Here is a 14023-nt window from a genome sequence, read left to right on the forward strand (position 1 = left end):
GCGCGGTGCCTTCACGGCCGCGTCGGCGGCGAGCGTGAGGGAGGTCAGGTACGAGGTGCCGGTGACCGTCCAGGTGGCGTCCAGGTGGAGCCGCTGTTCAGCGTGACGACGACACCGTTGTTGACGGCGGCCTGCGCGGTGTTGGCCACGATGCCGAGCTCGTAGAAGGTGGACGCGTCGATCGTGGACACCCGGTGCTCGGTCCGCGAGGAGATGATGACGCCCTCGACGGTGGACTCCTCGAAGGTGAGGACCATGTTCTTGCCCGTGCGCATGCCGTTGCAGAAGTCGCCCTTCAGCTTGATGGAGGTGAAGGTCGCGGCCCCGTCGGTGGTGTGCGCGGCGGTGACGTCGAAGGTGGAGTCCTTGGCCGGGTCGCCCGTCGGCTCGGTGTAGACACCGGTGTTGAGCATCTTGCCGTCGACGCGTACCGGGCCCGGGTCGTCCAGCTCGATCATCTGGAGGATGATCCCGTCGCTCGGGTTGAGCCGGGTACCCCCGGAGCCGTCGACGGCGATGGCGGTCTGCTGACCCTTGTTGAGGAAGGTCGCCCGCTCGGAGTTGATGACGGTGCCGCCGTCGACGGTCAGGGTGCCGGCGCCGAAGAACATGTAGCCGAAGTGCCCTGAGTTCACGACCGTGTTGCGCACCGGAAGGGCCTTGAGCTCGGCGGCGGACAGTCCGAGGTCGAGCTCGGTGTTCAGCGCGGCCACGGCCGCCCGGGTGCTGGCGCCGTAGTGCACGACCGCCGCCGGTCCCGCGATGATGGTCGCGTAGCTGCCGACGTCGAAGCGCGAGCCGAGCACGCGGACGACGGCGTCGCCGATGGCGTAGGTGCCGTAGCCGTACTCCCCGGTGTTCCCGACATGGCTGTCGACCACGGTCAGCTTGAGCCCGCTGCCGCCCTCGACCGACAGGGCACCCCATGTCTGCGAGAACACCGTGGAGTTGAGGTAGGTGGCCTTGCTGCCCTTGCCGATGAGGTTGGTGGCCCGGACGTTGCCGTCGAGACCGAGCATCCACGGCACGGACTGCATGTACGGGGTCTCGTGCGGTCAGACCGACGGCGATGGTGATCTGGCCGGGCCAGTCCAGCGTGCGGCCCTCGGGCGCCTTCGAGTCGGTGACCAGGACCATGCTGGAGAAGCCGACGACGAGGCCGAGGACCACCGGCGGCACGAACCGCCCAGCGGAAGTCGGCGACGGTGGCCAGCACTCCGGAGGACAGCGGGCCGAGCGCCGAGGCGAGGGAGATGCTCAGCGCCCCGGTGGACACGGCCTTCGCGCGGTCCTTCTCCTCGGGCGTGGCGGCCGCGATGACGGCCAGGGAGCTGGGGAAGAGCGCGGCGGCACCGATACCGGCCAGGGCCTGCCCGATCCACAGCATCTCGATGTTCTGGGAGAGCGCGTTGATGAGTTCACCGAGGGCGAGGACGAACCCGCCGAGCACCAGGAGGCGTTTGCGTCCGAAGAGGTCGCCCAGCACACCGAAATTCAGCTCGAGAATGGCGGTGGTCAGAATGAAGGCGGAAGTCACCCAGGCCACTTGGGATCCGGAGGCGCCGAATGCGGCCTGTATTTCCCCGTTGATGGGCGAGGGCACGGTGACGCTCTATGAGTTCGATGAGATTTCCCTCGGGGTCGGTGACCCAGGCCATGCGCACACCGGGCTCGGGGGACGGTCCCGGTCCGAGGGCCTCGCCCGCTCCATGGGCCACCAGGGCCGCGTGGACGGGGTCGAGTTCAGGGGTGGTGACCGCGAAGTGGCCGTATCCCTCGGTGAGGGCCGCGGTCAGCGGGTCGGGGGCCCGCAGGCCCGGTGCGGAGCCGGCGCGGGCGAGCAGTTCGATGCGCCAGCCGTGCGGATGCTCCAGGACGACGCCGGTGAGTCCGGGCCCGTCGAGGTGGAACTCGAAGACGCTCTTCAACCCGAACGCCCCCTTGTACCAGGCGGTCTGAGCTTCCAGATCCCGTACGTTGACGCCCACGTGGTCGAGTCGGGTGGTCACCGGCGCTCAGCCCGCCATCGCGCTGTCGCCGCCGTCGACCATGAGGTCGGCGCCGTTGACGAACGCCGCCTCGTCGGAGCAGAGGAAGACGGCGGCACGGGCGATGTCCTCGGGCTCGCCGACGCGTCCGACGGGGATCCGCGCCTCCAGCTGCGCTTTCGGTCCGTCGGGATCGTCGAGGAAGGGCGCGGTGGCGGAGGTCCGTGTCATGCCGGGGGCGATGGTGTTGACCCGGATGCGGTGCGGGGCGCCGGCGGCGCACAGGTGCTTGCTCATCGCCAGCACCCCGCCCTTGGCGGCGCCGTGCGGCACCATCGGCATGAAGGGGGCGCCGCGTACGGCGGCCACGGAGGCGACGTTGAGGACGGCGCCGCCGCCGCGGGCGATGAGGTGCGGCCAGGCGGCCCGCGTGCAGAAGTAGGGGATGCCGAGCTCGTTCCTGATGGTGAAGTACCAGTCCTCGGCGGGCATGGTCTCGAACGGCCCGTTCCGCAGTGCCGAGGCGTTGTCGTAGAGGATGTCGATTCCGCCGAAAGCCTCGAATCCGGCATCGATCCACTCCCGTGCGCCGCCCTCGGTGGAAAGATCGACAGGGGCGAGGGAACGCATGACTCCCCCGGCCCTCTCGACGAGCTCCACGGTTTCAGCCGCACTTTCCTCATCGATGTCACAGCCGAATACCAGGGCGCCCTCATCGGCGAATACCTGAGCGGCGGCGCGGCCTATTCCGGCTCCCGTCCCACTGATGAAGGCGATTTTTCCGGCCAGTCGACCCATGATTTTTCATGCCCCTTGTCCCATCCCGCCGGAGTGCGGTGGTGGAAGCGTAGGGAGGGGTTTTGGCCGGAACAAGAAATACGTCAGCGAACCGCCATCGGGGGTTCGTATGGCTGGTATACGGCTCAGGGTGCGGGCTCTTCCGGTTGGATGGCCTCATGACCACCGACGAGCACGCGCGGTTCATGCGGGCCAACCAGGCGAACTGGGACGCCCGTACCCCCGTCCACCTCGCCAGCAGCTTCTACGGTCTCGACCAGGACCTCGACCCCGCCCGCTGGTTCGCCGGCTTCGAGTGGGACGACCTCGGTGAGCTCGGCGGCCGCGACGTGCTCCACCTCCAGTGCCATCTCGGCACCGAGACGATCGCCTTCGCCCGGCGTGGGGCCCGGGCGACCGGCCTGGACTTCTCCGCGGCGTCGGTGGCTGCCGCGCGGGACATCGCGGCGAGGGCGGGTCTGGACGTCGCGTACGTGCAGGCCAATGTGTACGACGCCGTCGAGGCGCTCGACGGGCGGCAGTTCGACGTCGTGTACACCGGGAAGGGCGCCCTGTGCTATCTGCCCGACCTGGAGCGATGGGCGGGTGTCGTCGCTCAACTGCTGCGGCCGGGCGGGCGGTTGTATGTCGTGGAGTTCCATCCGCTGCTCAACTCGCTGGGACCGAAGCCCGCCCCGGGCGAGGCGCCCGAGCTGCTGCTCCGGCACGACTATCTGGGCGGGGGCGACACCGTGCACCGTGACGCGACCCACACCTACACCGACGGGCCGGCCGTGGCGGACGCCACCGACAGCTATGAGTGGATGCACGGAATAGACGAGGTCATCAACGCGTTGACCGGGGCAGGACTGGCCATTCGGCGGCTCCGGGAGAGCGACGAGCTCCCCTGGCCGCGCTGGCCGCAGATGGTCCGCACCCCGTCCGGCTGGTGGCGTCTGCCCGAGCCGCGGATCCCGCTTCTCTACGGGCTCCTCGCCACACGCTGAACCACCGTGGTACGGTCCCTTTAGCACTTGTGTACGCCCGGTCCTGGGCGCCGGTGCCGATTCACCTTCAGTTCGCCGGTCGTCGTACCGGCTCTCTCACCACCTCGCAGTCGACGGTCATCGCCGTATCCGAGGTGCTGTTTCCCGCCGCTCGAAGGCCTTCTGTCGCCTTCCCGAACTTCGCGGCCCTCCCCTTCCTTCCGCATGTCCCATGCCTTGTGTCCTCGAAAGGACCGACCACCATGACCACCACACTCGAACACCCCCCTGTCCAGCAGCAGCTCCCGGTCCGCGCCGCCACCGGCGTCCTCGACATCGACGCGAACGGCAAGGGCCACCTGCGCGCCGAGAGCATGCTGCCGCTGCCGTCCGACCTCCAGGTCTCCCCCGCGCTGATCCGCAAGTACGGTCTGCGCAAGGGCGACACCGTCGACGGCGTACGCGGCACCCAGCGCGCCCTCACCGAGGTCGCCCGGGTCAACGGCCGCACCCCCGACGAGATGCGCGGCCGCCGCCACTTCCGCGACCTGACACCGCTGCACCCGAGCGAGCGCATCCGCCTCGAACACCCGGCGTCCGGTCTCACCGGCCGGGTCGCCGACCTCATCGCCCCCGTGGGCAAGGGCCAGCGCGGACTGATCGTCGCCCCGCCCAAGACCGGCAAGACGGTCCTCCTCCAGCAGATCGCGGCGGCCGTCGCCGGCAACCACCCCGAGTGCCGGCTGATGGTCGTGCTGCTCGACGAACGCCCCGAGGAAGTCACCGACATGCGGCGCTCCGTGCGCGGCGAGGTGTACGCCTCCACGTTCGACCGCACGCCCAAGCAGCACATCGCGCTCGCGGACCTCGTGATCGAGCGGGCCAAGCGGCTCGTCGAGGACGGGGAGGACGTCGTGATCCTGCTCGACTCCCTGACCCGGCTGTGCCGGGCCCACAACAACGCGGCCGCCGCCGGTGGCCGCACCCTCAGCGGCGGCGTGGACGCGACCGCGCTGATCGGCCCCAAGCGGTTCTTCGGCTCCGCGCGGTCGGCCGAGGAGGGCGGCTCGCTCACCATCCTGGCCACCGCCCTGGTGGAGACCGGCTCCCGTGCCGACGACTACTTCTTCGAGGAGCTCAAGAGCACGGGCAACATGGAGCTCCGCCTCGACCGCGAACTCGCCAACCGCCGTGTCTTCCCGGCCGTCGCCATCAACCCCTCCGGCACCCGCCGCGAGGAACTGCTCCTGCCCCCGGCCGAGTTGACCGCCGTACGCGGTCTGCGCCGGGCCCTGCAGACCCGCGACGGCCAGCCCAGTCTGGAAACCCTCCTGGAGCGCATGCGCGAGACCCCGGACAACGCGACATTCCTGCGGCGCGTCCTGCCGACACTGCCCGCGGGCTGACGTGCCGTGTCCGAATCGCCCGAAGGGCATGCGGAGTTGAGGGGCGGGCGCTAGCTTGTTGGCCCGGCGGTGGGCCGCAGGTCAGCAGGGGGAGACATGGTCGCGATCGGTAACGCCGTCCTCGTCGGGGCGCCATGAAGGAGTCCCGGGCGAGCGGGGACCGGTCGGTCGCCGTCGGAGGGAACGCCGATACGGTCGTCACCGGCGACGGGAACACGGTCCAGGTGTTCCGAGCCCCACCGGCCCCCGCCCGGCCGTCACCGGAGGAAGTCGACGTCGCCGTGGCGCAGTACGCGCGGCGGATCGCACAGGTCTACGGTCGTCTGGATCTGGAAGTCCTCACACCGCTCTCGGAGACGGAACACCCGACGGTGGAACTGCGCGAGGTGTTCGTCACGCCGACCGTACGGGCCGATCTGCCGCCCGTGGAGCTCCCTCGGGAACTGCTCAAGCGCCTCGTGGAGTCGGGCGAACTGCCGGACGAGGACCACGTTCCGCCCGGCGTCGACAGCACGTCCCTCATGTCTCTGCGCGATTCCTATCTACGTCGCCCCGCCCAGCCGGTCCTGGAAGTGCTGGCCGTACCGGCGAACCGTCTCCTCGTGCTCCTCGGAGATCCAGGAGCCGGGAAGTCCACCCTGGTCCGCTACGCCGCCCTGGCGCTGACCGGAGGCCCGGCGGACCGACCGCTCGCCGATCTGGCGGGCCGGGTGCCGCTGGTGGTGGAACTGCGTCAGTACTCCGAGGAACAGTGGCGGCACAGCAGCTTCGAGGACTTCCTCGCCCACCTCCACGAGGCCTACACCCTGTCCGTGCCCCGGCCGGTCCAGGAGGAACTGCTCACGAACGGCCGGGCCCTGGTCGTCTTCGACGGACTGGACGAGTTGTTCGACCCCACGGTGCGCGCCAGGACCTCCCAGCGCATCGCCGCCTTCGCCGCCCGGTACCCGTCCGCGCGGATCGTGGTCACCTCCCGGGTCATCGGCTACCAGCGCGGGGTCCTGGAGGCGGCCGGCTTCGCCCACTTCATGCTCCAGGACCTGGACGCGGGCCGGATCCGCGCGTTCATCCGCAGCTGGTACGACGTCGCCTGCCCCAACGCCCCGGCGCAGGCCGGGCAACTCGTCGAGAGGCTCACGTCGGCCGTCACGAGCTCGCGGCCGCTTCAGGACATGGCGGGCAATCCCCTGCTGCTGACCGTCCTCGCGATCATCGGCCGCCGGCAGACCCTCCCGCACAACAGACGCAGCGTGTTCGAGCACGCCGTCACGGTCCTCGTATCCCACTGGGACCGGGCTGCCAAGCTCCTCAAGGCCCCGCTCAGCCCACCGGTCGCCGAGGCCCTCGACGTGCTCGGTCCCGACGAACGCCTGGAACTGCTGCGCCTGCTGGCCCGCACGATGCAGGAGGGCCACAGCGGCATCGCCGGCAACCACATCCACGCCCCCGACCTCGAACGGGTCTTCCGCGAGTACCTCCAGAAGTACGAGCTGCCGCCGGTCCACGTCACCGCGGCGGCCCGCGCGATGGTCGCGCAACTCCACGAACGGAACTTCATCCTGTCCCGCTACGGAGGCGAGGTGTACGGGTTCGTGCACCGGGCGTTCCTGGAGTATCTGGCGGCGACGGACATCGCCCAGCGGTACAACGACCGTGAGTGGGCGACACCGGAGGAACTGGTCGAGCAGGTCGTCGTCCGGCGGGCCGCCGACCCGGCGTGGCACGAGGTGCTCCTGCTGCTCTTCGGCCAGCTCGGGACGGCGCCGACAGGAACCGCCGTGGACCGCCTGCTGGAACTGCACGCCGCGGCACCCGACAGCGACGCGTCCCATGTCGCCCTCGCACTGCGGATGCTGGCCGAGACGAACAAACTGGGCGAGCTGTCCGCGCGCAGCACGGCCGTCGTCGAAGCCGCGACGCGGGCAATGGACCTGCGAAGCCGGAAGGGGCCCTGGCTGCTCAACGAGGCGATGCCGGCGCTGTCCACGTTCAGCCCTCATTGGGCCGGACAGCGGAGCTTCCTGCGCTGGTTCTGGATCAGCGGACAGTTCGCCTCCAGTCACGAACCCATCTCCGTCGCCTGTACGTTCCGCCTCGGCATCGACGAACTCTCCCGCCTGTCCCGCCTGAGCTACTACAGCGGCGACCGGCTCCGCTTCCTGCACGCCTGGGCCCGACAGCAACCGGAGGACCCCACCGTGTACGCCGCACTGCGGCACTCGGCGGAACACGACACCGATGGCCGTCTGCGCTCCCTGGCTCTGGAAGTGATGGCCGATGTGTGGTCCGAGCGCGAAGATGTCCGTGCCCTGACGAGGGCCCGCGCCGAAAAGGACCCGGTCGAGCGCAGCCGCCACGCCGCCCTGTCCATTCTGGCGCGCTTCTGCGCGCACGACCCTGAATCGCTCGACCTGCTCAAGCGCACCGCGGTCGAGGATCCGAGCGGTTGGTCCCGGGGACACGTGGTCCGTGCCCTGGGCGACGCGGCGGCCGAGAATCCCGGCATCCGTCGCTTCCTGACGGAGCGTGCCGTGGCCGACTCGGACATCTTTGTCCGTGGGCGCGCGGTGAAGACCCTGGGACGTCACTGCTCGCAGTACGAGGAGGTCTTCGAGCTGATCGGTCGGCGCATGGTCGAAGCGGATCTCCTGGAAGAACGCGAGACCGCGATGTGGGTCATCGGTACCTACTGGCCCGCCGACAGTCGTGCGCGCGCACTGCTCCTTCAGCAAGTGGGCGACGCGGTGCGGCGGTATGACCTCGTGACCGTCCTGTTCGCGCTGGGCAACCTGGGTCCGGCCGATGCCGAGGTGGGTCGGGTGGTCGTCAAGGCCGCGGCGGACCCCGATCCGGCCGTCCGCAGGGCCTCCCTCGACACGCTGCACGGTCACCCGGTCGTCCAGGAGGAGCTTCAGGACCTCGTCCTGCGTCTCGCCGCCACCGACCCCGACGCGGGGGTCCGGTACACCGCCGTGGAGTTGATCGACCGCGACCGCTTCGGCCACGATGCCGCACGCGGTGTGCTGACCGCCGCGGCAGTCGACGCCGACGGCTTCGTCCGAGACCGCGTCCACCTCCGGCTGGCTCAGCATTGGCTGGACGACCCCGCGATCCAGGAACTGCTCATCGACGCGGTCGCGACCCCTGGCACGCTGACGGGGCGTGCCCGGTCCTCAGTGCTCAAGGAGCTGATACGGCACTGCCCGGACCGCAAGGACATCCATCCCCTGGTCCTCGACGCGCTCGACCTGCCACCCCAGATCGAGCGAGGCCTCGTCCCGGACCCGTCCCAGGACGACCGGCCCGGCCAAGAGCAGGAATGGGCGGCGCTCATCCGCCTGGCGACGGGGCCCTTGGACGGCTACGACACACGCGAGTACGCCATCAGGACACTCGGCAGGCAGTCCATCGACCGCACGGATCCCCGAGACGCCCTGTGGAATGCCGCCGCGAAGTCGACCGCCACCGGACCGGCCCTGGCCGCCCTCCGCACACGCTGGGCACAGGACGGCGACATGCGCGACCTCCTCATCCATGTCGCGCGGCATCATGACGACAAGGACGCGCGACACGACGCCGTGAAAACCCTCGCCCTTCACCAGCCCCACCACCCGGACGTCCAGGCCTTCTTCCTCCGACTGGCCACGGACGACCCGGCCACCGACGTCAGATTCACCGCCCTGCGCCGCTGGGCACTCACCGCCACCGACGAAGAGGCCCTGCCGGTAGCGGCGGCCCGTGCCACGTCGGACCCCGATCTCGGTATCCGTCGCCGCCTTCTGCATCTGGTCGCCCTGACGTGGCCGACCTCCCCGGAAACCACCTCCACCCTGCGGGAGTGTGCCCGGCACGACCCCGACGAGGAGACCCGCGCGGTCGCCGCCCACCTCCTCAGCCGGCTCTCCGGTTGACCGACACGAACCGGCCGTGTGGCATCCGGGTGCTCGCGCACCCCGCACGGCCCGGCCAGCGGGGTGCAGGGCGGGTCCATTCCTAGGTTTGCGGTATGACTATCGGATCTACCTCCCGGGTTGCCGTGTCGGCCTGTGCCCTGTGCACGGCGGGCCTGCTGGCGTTCGCCCCCGTCTCGGCGGTCGCTCGCACGGGCTCCGACCCCGATGCGCCCGGCGGCCCGCGGGCCGCGGCCGCGCAGCCCGCACTGCTGTATCGCACCGGCACACAGGTCCGCCCGCACCGGGACGCGCCCCGGGTGCCGGGCGTCTCCGCGCTGTCGTGGGTCGTGGCCGACGCGGAGAGCGGGGAGGTGCTCGCCGCGCACGACGCGCATCGCAAGCTGCCGCCTGCCAGCACGCTGAAGACGCTGTTCGCGCTGGCCGTGCTGCCCACCCTGCCCGGTGGCATCCGGCACAAGGTCGGGGGCCAGGAGCTGGCGGACGTCGGGGCGGGCAGCAGCCTCGTCGGGGTGCGGGAAGGGCAGACGTACCGGGTCGCCGATCTGTGGCGCGGGGTGTTCCTCAACTCCGGGAACGACGCCGTGCACGTGCTGGCCCGGCTCAGCGGCGGCTGGCGCTTCACGGCCGCCCGGATGCAGGCCAAGGCCCGAGCGCTCGGCGCTCTCGACACCCACGTCCGCTCGCCCGACGGCTACGACACGCCCGGCCAGGTCTCGTCCGCGTACGACCTCGCCGTGTTCGGGCGAGCGGGGCTGCACAACCCGGACTTCGCCCGGTACTGCGGCACGGTCGAGGCGAAGTTCCCCGGTGGCGGCGGCTGGTCGTACGACATCCAGAACACCAACCGGCTGCTCACCGGCGCCGACGGGGTGGAGCCCTACGCCGGGCTGGTCGGGGTCAAGAACGGGTACACCAGCAACGCGGGCAACACGCTCGTCGCCGCCGCCGAGCGGGGTGGCCGTCGGCTTGTCGTCACGGTGATGAACCCTCAGGCGGGTGGTGGCTTCGCCGTGTACGAGGAGGCGCGCGAGCTGCTCGACTGGGGTTTCGACGCGGCGGGCCGGGTGGATCCGGTGGGTTCGCTGGACGCGCTGCGGGTCAGGCCGCGGCCGGGGCCCGACACGGCGCCCGCGGCCGCCGCGCCCGTCCCCGACGACGGGTCCGGCTGGCCGCGGACGGGGGCGATCGCGGGCGCCGCCGGGCTCGGTGCGGGCGCCGTCGCCTTCGTTCTGCGGGCCAAGGCCGGGCGGCCGCCCCGGGGTTGACCGGCAGGCAGGCACAGCAGCAGACCGAGGGTGATCCAGGTGTAGGTGTTGCCGCCGAGGAAGCCGTCGACGCCGGACGCGTCGTCGAACCACAGCCACACCACGCTGGTGCACAGCACCGCGTACAGGGCACCCGCCACGCGCGGGTGCCCTGCGCGCACCAGTACGGCGAACGCCGGCAACAGCCACACCAGGTGGTGCACCCAGGTGATCGGGCTGATGAGGCAGGCGGTCAGCCCGGTGAGGGCGATCGCGGCCGGCCAGTCCCCCGCGGCCGTCGCCCGGCGGGCCCGCACGGCCCAGACGGCCAGCACCAGCAGCACCGTGGCCGCCCACGCCGCGCGGTCCGGTTCGCCCAGCCGGGCCAGGATCCCTTGCAGCGACTGGTTCGAGACGTAGTCCAGGCGGCCCACCCTCGTCGTGTCCCACATCGCCTCCGTCCAGTAGAAGCGCGAGGCGTCGGGCGCCACCGAGGCGGCCAGCGCGGTCACACCCACGGCCACCGACGTCGCCACGGCCGCGGCCCGCCGCCGCCCGGCGAGCAGCAACAGCGCGATGAAGAGCGCGGGCGTGAGTTTGACCGCCGCCGCCAGACCGATTCCCACGCCGGCCCGGCGCCCCCGCCCCGTGGCGAGCAGCCATCCGTCCGTCATCACCAGGGCCATCAGCAGGAGGTTGACCTGGCCGAAGCTGAACGTGTCCCGCAGTGGCTCGAACAGGGCGAGCAGACAGGCTCCCAGAGCGCAGCCGAACCAGCCGTGGCGTCGCCAGGACCGTCCGGCCAGGAGTCGCACGATCACCGCGAGAGCCGCCAGGTTGAGCAGCAGCGCGACGACGATCACGACGCGCAGCGGGAACAGGGCCATCGGCCGCATGGCGACGGCCGCGAAGGGCGGGTAGGTGAAGCCGTAGGTCGTGCCGGGCACCCGGTAGTCGTAGATCCGGCCGCCGTGGTGGACCCAGCTGTCGACGGTGCCGTAGTAGACGCGCAGGTCGAACCAGTCGCGCAGCAGCGGCACGGTCGCCGTGAAGGCGGTGACGGCGGCGGCGAGGGCGAGGACCAGCAGGAGTCGGCCGCGGTCGGTGCGGGGCGCCTTCACGCGGTGCGGCCCGACGCCGGTGCCTGGGCCGTCTGGTGGGCCTGCCACAGGACGACCACGGCGAGCGCGCCACCGCACCCGGCCAGGACCAGTTGCCCGGTGTCCGCCGGCCCGCCGCTGGGCAGGGTGGCCAGCGCGAGCACACCGGTCACGACGGCCGTCCGGTGCCGTACCGAGGTGCTGGGGGCCGCCGCGGCGATGAGGAACAGCCCCCACAGGGCGTACCAGGGTCGGATCGCCGGGCCGAGGGCGGCGACCGTGACCAGGCTCAGACCGAGCGCGTACACCGGGCGCGGGCGCAGCCGCAGCCATATGACGAGGATGGTCAGTCCCGCGACCGCGATGCCGAGGGCGTGCCAGGCGGGTATCGCCAGGGGCGCGAGGTCGCTGCCGAGGTGTTCCAGGAGGGCACGGGTGGCGCGGCCGAGGAGGCTGGTGAGGGCCCAGTTCTGCGGGGACACGGGCGTGTTCAGGGCTCCGATCCAGCCGTATCCGGTGCCTGCCACGGCGGTCGCCGCGACGGTCGTGGCGGCGGCAGTTGCCGCTGTCGTGGCGACCGCGGTCACCGGGCCGCGGCCCGCGCGGACCTGGAGGACGACGACCGCGGCGAGGCCGAGCGCGGCGGGTGCCTTGACCAGGGCGGCGAGGGTGACGAGGACGGCACCGAGCGCCGGCCACCGGCCGAGCGCCGCGACCAGACCGGCGCCGAGCAGACCCAGCATGACGGCGTCGTTGTGGGCTCCCGCCACGAGGTGCAGCAGCACCAGCGGGTTGAGGGCGCCGAGCCAGAGCGCGGCGGCCGGGTCGGCGCCGCTGTGCCGGGCCAGGCGGGGCAGCGCGGCCGCCATCAGGGCCACCCCGCACAGCGCCACGAGCCGCATCCCGAAAAGGCCGGCGGGGAGTTCGCCCCGGGTCAGTCCGGCCAGCGCGGAGGCGACGGCGAGGAACACCGGGCCGTACGGCGCGGCGGTGTTCCGCCAGATCGGGGCGACCTCGTCGGCGAGCGGGCCGCCGAGCTGGGCGGGGCCGTGGGTGTACACGTCCATGTGGGCGTCGACCATGGCGCCTTGGGCGAGGTAGCTGTAGACGTCGCGGCTGAAGAGGGGCGGGGCCAGCAGCAGCGGGGCCGCCCAGATCGCGAGGACCAGCAGCAGGGCGCGCGGGCTGGGTGGTGCCGCGCCGCGGACGAGGCGTCCCAGCAGCAGCCAGGCGGCTATCAGCAGGACGACGCCGAAGTAGACGCCGACCAGGCCGAGGGCGACCCGTACGGTGGCGGGGGCCAGGAGCTCCCGTACGGGCAGGGCGCCCGCCGTGTCACCGCCCAGGGCGAGGAACGCGGTTCCGGCCAGGCCAAGAACCTGACAGCGGCGGAGATCGACGGGGAAAGCCATGGCCAACACTCGGGAAGCGTGTCAACGTCGGGTGGCCGGAAACTGACGTGGCGCCCTCGGCACGACGGCGGCCGTGTGACCGCCGTGTGTTCAGAACACCGACAGCCCCGTGAGCGTCGTGAACCTGTCCAGCGCCGCCACTCCCGCCACCGAGTTGCCCCGCTCGTCCAGCCCCGGACTCCACACACACAGCGTGCAGCGGCCCGGCACCACCGCGATGATCCCGCCGCCGACCCCGCTCTTGCCCGGCAGGCCGACCCGGTAGGCGAACTCCCCCGCCGCGTCGTACGTCCCACAGGTCAGCATCACCGCGTTGACCTGCTTGGCCTGGCTGCGGGTGAGCAGCCGGGTGCCGTCGGCGCGGATGCCGTGGCGGGCCAGGAAGGAGGTGGCGAGGGCCAGGTCGGCGCAGGACGCCAGGAGGGAGCACTGGCGGAAGTACTGGTCGAGCAGGACCGGGATGGGGTTGTCGATATTGCCGTACGCCGCCATGAAGTGGGCGAGGGCGGCGTTGCGGTCGCCGTGGGCGGATTCGGAGGCGGCGACCTCCTCGTCGAAGTCCAGGCCCGGGTTGCCGCTCTCGGCGCGAAGGAACGACAGGAGTTCTCCGGCGGCGTCTCCGGTACGGGTCTGGAGGCGGTCGGTGACGACGAGCGCGCCCGCGTTGATGAACGGGTTGCGCGGGATGCCGTTCTCGTACTCCAGCTGGACCAGGGAGTTGAAGGGGTTGCCGGAGGGTTCGCGGCCCACGTGCTCCCAGAGTGCGTCGCCCTCGCGGGCCAGGTCGAGGGCGAGGGTGAAGACCTTGGTGATGGACTGCGTGGAGAACGGCTGCCGCCAGTCCCCCACGCCGTACACCGTGCCGTCCAGTTCCGCGACGGCCATGCCGAAGCGGCGCGGGTCGCAGGCGGCGAGCGCCGGGATGTAGTCGGCGGGCCGGCCGCGCCCCGGGGTGCGTTCGATCTCCTCGGCGATGCGTGCCAGGACCGGCTCGAAGGGCAAGGACGACGTCATGATCACCATTGTGCCTCCGGGCCGGTCAGGGCGCGCATCAGCGTGTCGGGACGGGTCAGGCCAAAGCCTGTCCGGTGCCCGCGACGACCTCGGGGCGCAGTAGGTCGGCGAGGGTCTCGGCGGGCAACAGCCCCTTCTCCAGGACGAGTTCGGCCACCCCGCGGCCGGTGACGAGGGCCTCC

General features: G+C 71.4%; 8 protein-coding genes and 4 pseudogenes. 4 read left to right on the forward strand and 8 right to left on the reverse strand.

Annotation, left to right across the window (positions count from 1 at the left end; all coding sequences use genetic code 11):
• Window positions 1-44 precede the first annotated feature (44 nt).
• The 4 genes and pseudogenes from ACWD3I_RS42770 to ACWD3I_RS42785 form a co-directional block, all read right to left on the reverse strand.
• On the reverse strand, window positions 45-1037 hold the full coding sequence (locus tag ACWD3I_RS42770) for a hypothetical protein (RefSeq protein WP_365411049.1): 993 nt from the start codon (window positions 1035-1037) through the stop codon (window positions 45-47).
• Between the two features lie 191 nt (window positions 1038-1228).
• A pseudogene (locus ACWD3I_RS42775) lies at window positions 1229-1603 on the reverse strand (MFS transporter); the annotation flags it as partial.
• Window positions 1604-1628: 25 nt separating this feature from the next.
• Window positions 1629-2009: pseudogene (locus tag ACWD3I_RS42780) on the reverse strand (VOC family protein); the annotation flags it as partial.
• 6 nt (window positions 2010-2015) lie between these two features.
• Entirely contained in the window at window positions 2016-2786 is a 771-nt protein-coding gene (locus ACWD3I_RS42785) for an SDR family NAD(P)-dependent oxidoreductase (RefSeq protein ID WP_365411051.1), read from the reverse strand.
• A gap of 158 nt (window positions 2787-2944) precedes the next feature.
• On the opposite strand from ACWD3I_RS42785, the gene ACWD3I_RS42790 reads away from it, so the two are divergent.
• The 4 genes and pseudogenes from ACWD3I_RS42790 to ACWD3I_RS42805 all read left to right on the forward strand — a co-directional run.
• Window positions 2945-3772 (forward strand): class I SAM-dependent methyltransferase, encoded by an 828-nt coding sequence (locus ACWD3I_RS42790; protein ID WP_365411054.1) that lies wholly within the window; start codon window positions 2945-2947, stop codon window positions 3770-3772.
• Window positions 3773-4014: 242 nt separating this feature from the next.
• Window positions 4015-5157: a transcription termination factor Rho gene (rho, locus tag ACWD3I_RS42795; RefSeq protein WP_365411057.1), complete on the forward strand. Its 1143-nt coding sequence runs from the start codon at window positions 4015-4017 to the stop codon at window positions 5155-5157.
• 134 nt (window positions 5158-5291) lie between these two features.
• On the forward strand, window positions 5292-9068 hold the full coding sequence (locus tag ACWD3I_RS42800) for an NACHT domain-containing protein (protein ID WP_365411060.1): 3777 nt from the start codon (window positions 5292-5294) through the stop codon (window positions 9066-9068).
• A gap of 95 nt (window positions 9069-9163) precedes the next feature.
• Window positions 9164-10000 (forward strand): annotated as a pseudogene (locus tag ACWD3I_RS42805) (D-alanyl-D-alanine carboxypeptidase family protein); the annotation flags it as partial.
• A 59-nt stretch (window positions 10001-10059) separates the two neighbouring features.
• On the opposite strand, the gene ACWD3I_RS42810 reads toward ACWD3I_RS42805, so the two are convergent.
• The 4 genes and pseudogenes from ACWD3I_RS42810 to ACWD3I_RS42825 all read right to left on the reverse strand — a co-directional run.
• Complete coding sequence (locus ACWD3I_RS42810) at window positions 10060-11436, reverse strand: glycosyltransferase 87 family protein (RefSeq protein ID WP_365411069.1); 1377 nt, start codon at window positions 11434-11436, stop codon at window positions 10060-10062.
• A complete protein-coding gene (gene mptB, locus ACWD3I_RS42815) occupies window positions 11433-12827 on the reverse strand; it encodes a polyprenol phosphomannose-dependent alpha 1,6 mannosyltransferase MptB (RefSeq protein WP_365411063.1) in 1395 nt (464 codons plus the stop codon). Before mptB ends, ACWD3I_RS42810 begins: the two co-directional genes overlap by 4 nt.
• 90 nt (window positions 12828-12917) lie before the next feature.
• Window positions 12918-13850, reverse strand: a complete 933-nt coding sequence (locus ACWD3I_RS42820; protein ID WP_365411066.1) for a glutaminase — start codon at window positions 13848-13850, stop codon at window positions 12918-12920.
• Between the two features lie 46 nt (window positions 13851-13896).
• Window positions 13897-14023: pseudogene (locus ACWD3I_RS42825) on the reverse strand (aspartate ammonia-lyase); the annotation flags it as partial.

The sequence above is a fragment of the Streptomyces sp. NPDC002817 genome, assembly GCF_053592055.1.

Excerpts from the sequence above, each read along its gene's own strand:
- ACWD3I_RS42770 (WP_365411049.1), bottom strand. The coding sequence starts at position 1,037 with ATGCAGTCCGTGCCGTGGATGCTCGGTCTCGACGGCAACGTCCGGGCC.
- ACWD3I_RS42785 (WP_365411051.1), bottom strand. The coding sequence starts at position 2,786 with ATGGGTCGACTGGCCGGAAAAATCGCCTTCATCAGTGGGACGGGAGCC.
- ACWD3I_RS42790 (WP_365411054.1), top strand. The coding sequence starts at position 2,945 with ATGACCACCGACGAGCACGCGCGGTTCATGCGGGCCAACCAGGCGAAC.
- rho (WP_365411057.1), top strand. The coding sequence starts at position 4,015 with ATGACCACCACACTCGAACACCCCCCTGTCCAGCAGCAGCTCCCGGTC.
- ACWD3I_RS42800 (WP_365411060.1), top strand. The coding sequence starts at position 5,292 with ATGAAGGAGTCCCGGGCGAGCGGGGACCGGTCGGTCGCCGTCGGAGGG.
- mptB (WP_365411063.1), bottom strand. The coding sequence starts at position 12,827 with ATGGCTTTCCCCGTCGATCTCCGCCGCTGTCAGGTTCTTGGCCTGGCC.
- ACWD3I_RS42820 (WP_365411066.1), bottom strand. The coding sequence starts at position 13,850 with ATGGTGATCATGACGTCGTCCTTGCCCTTCGAGCCGGTCCTGGCACGC.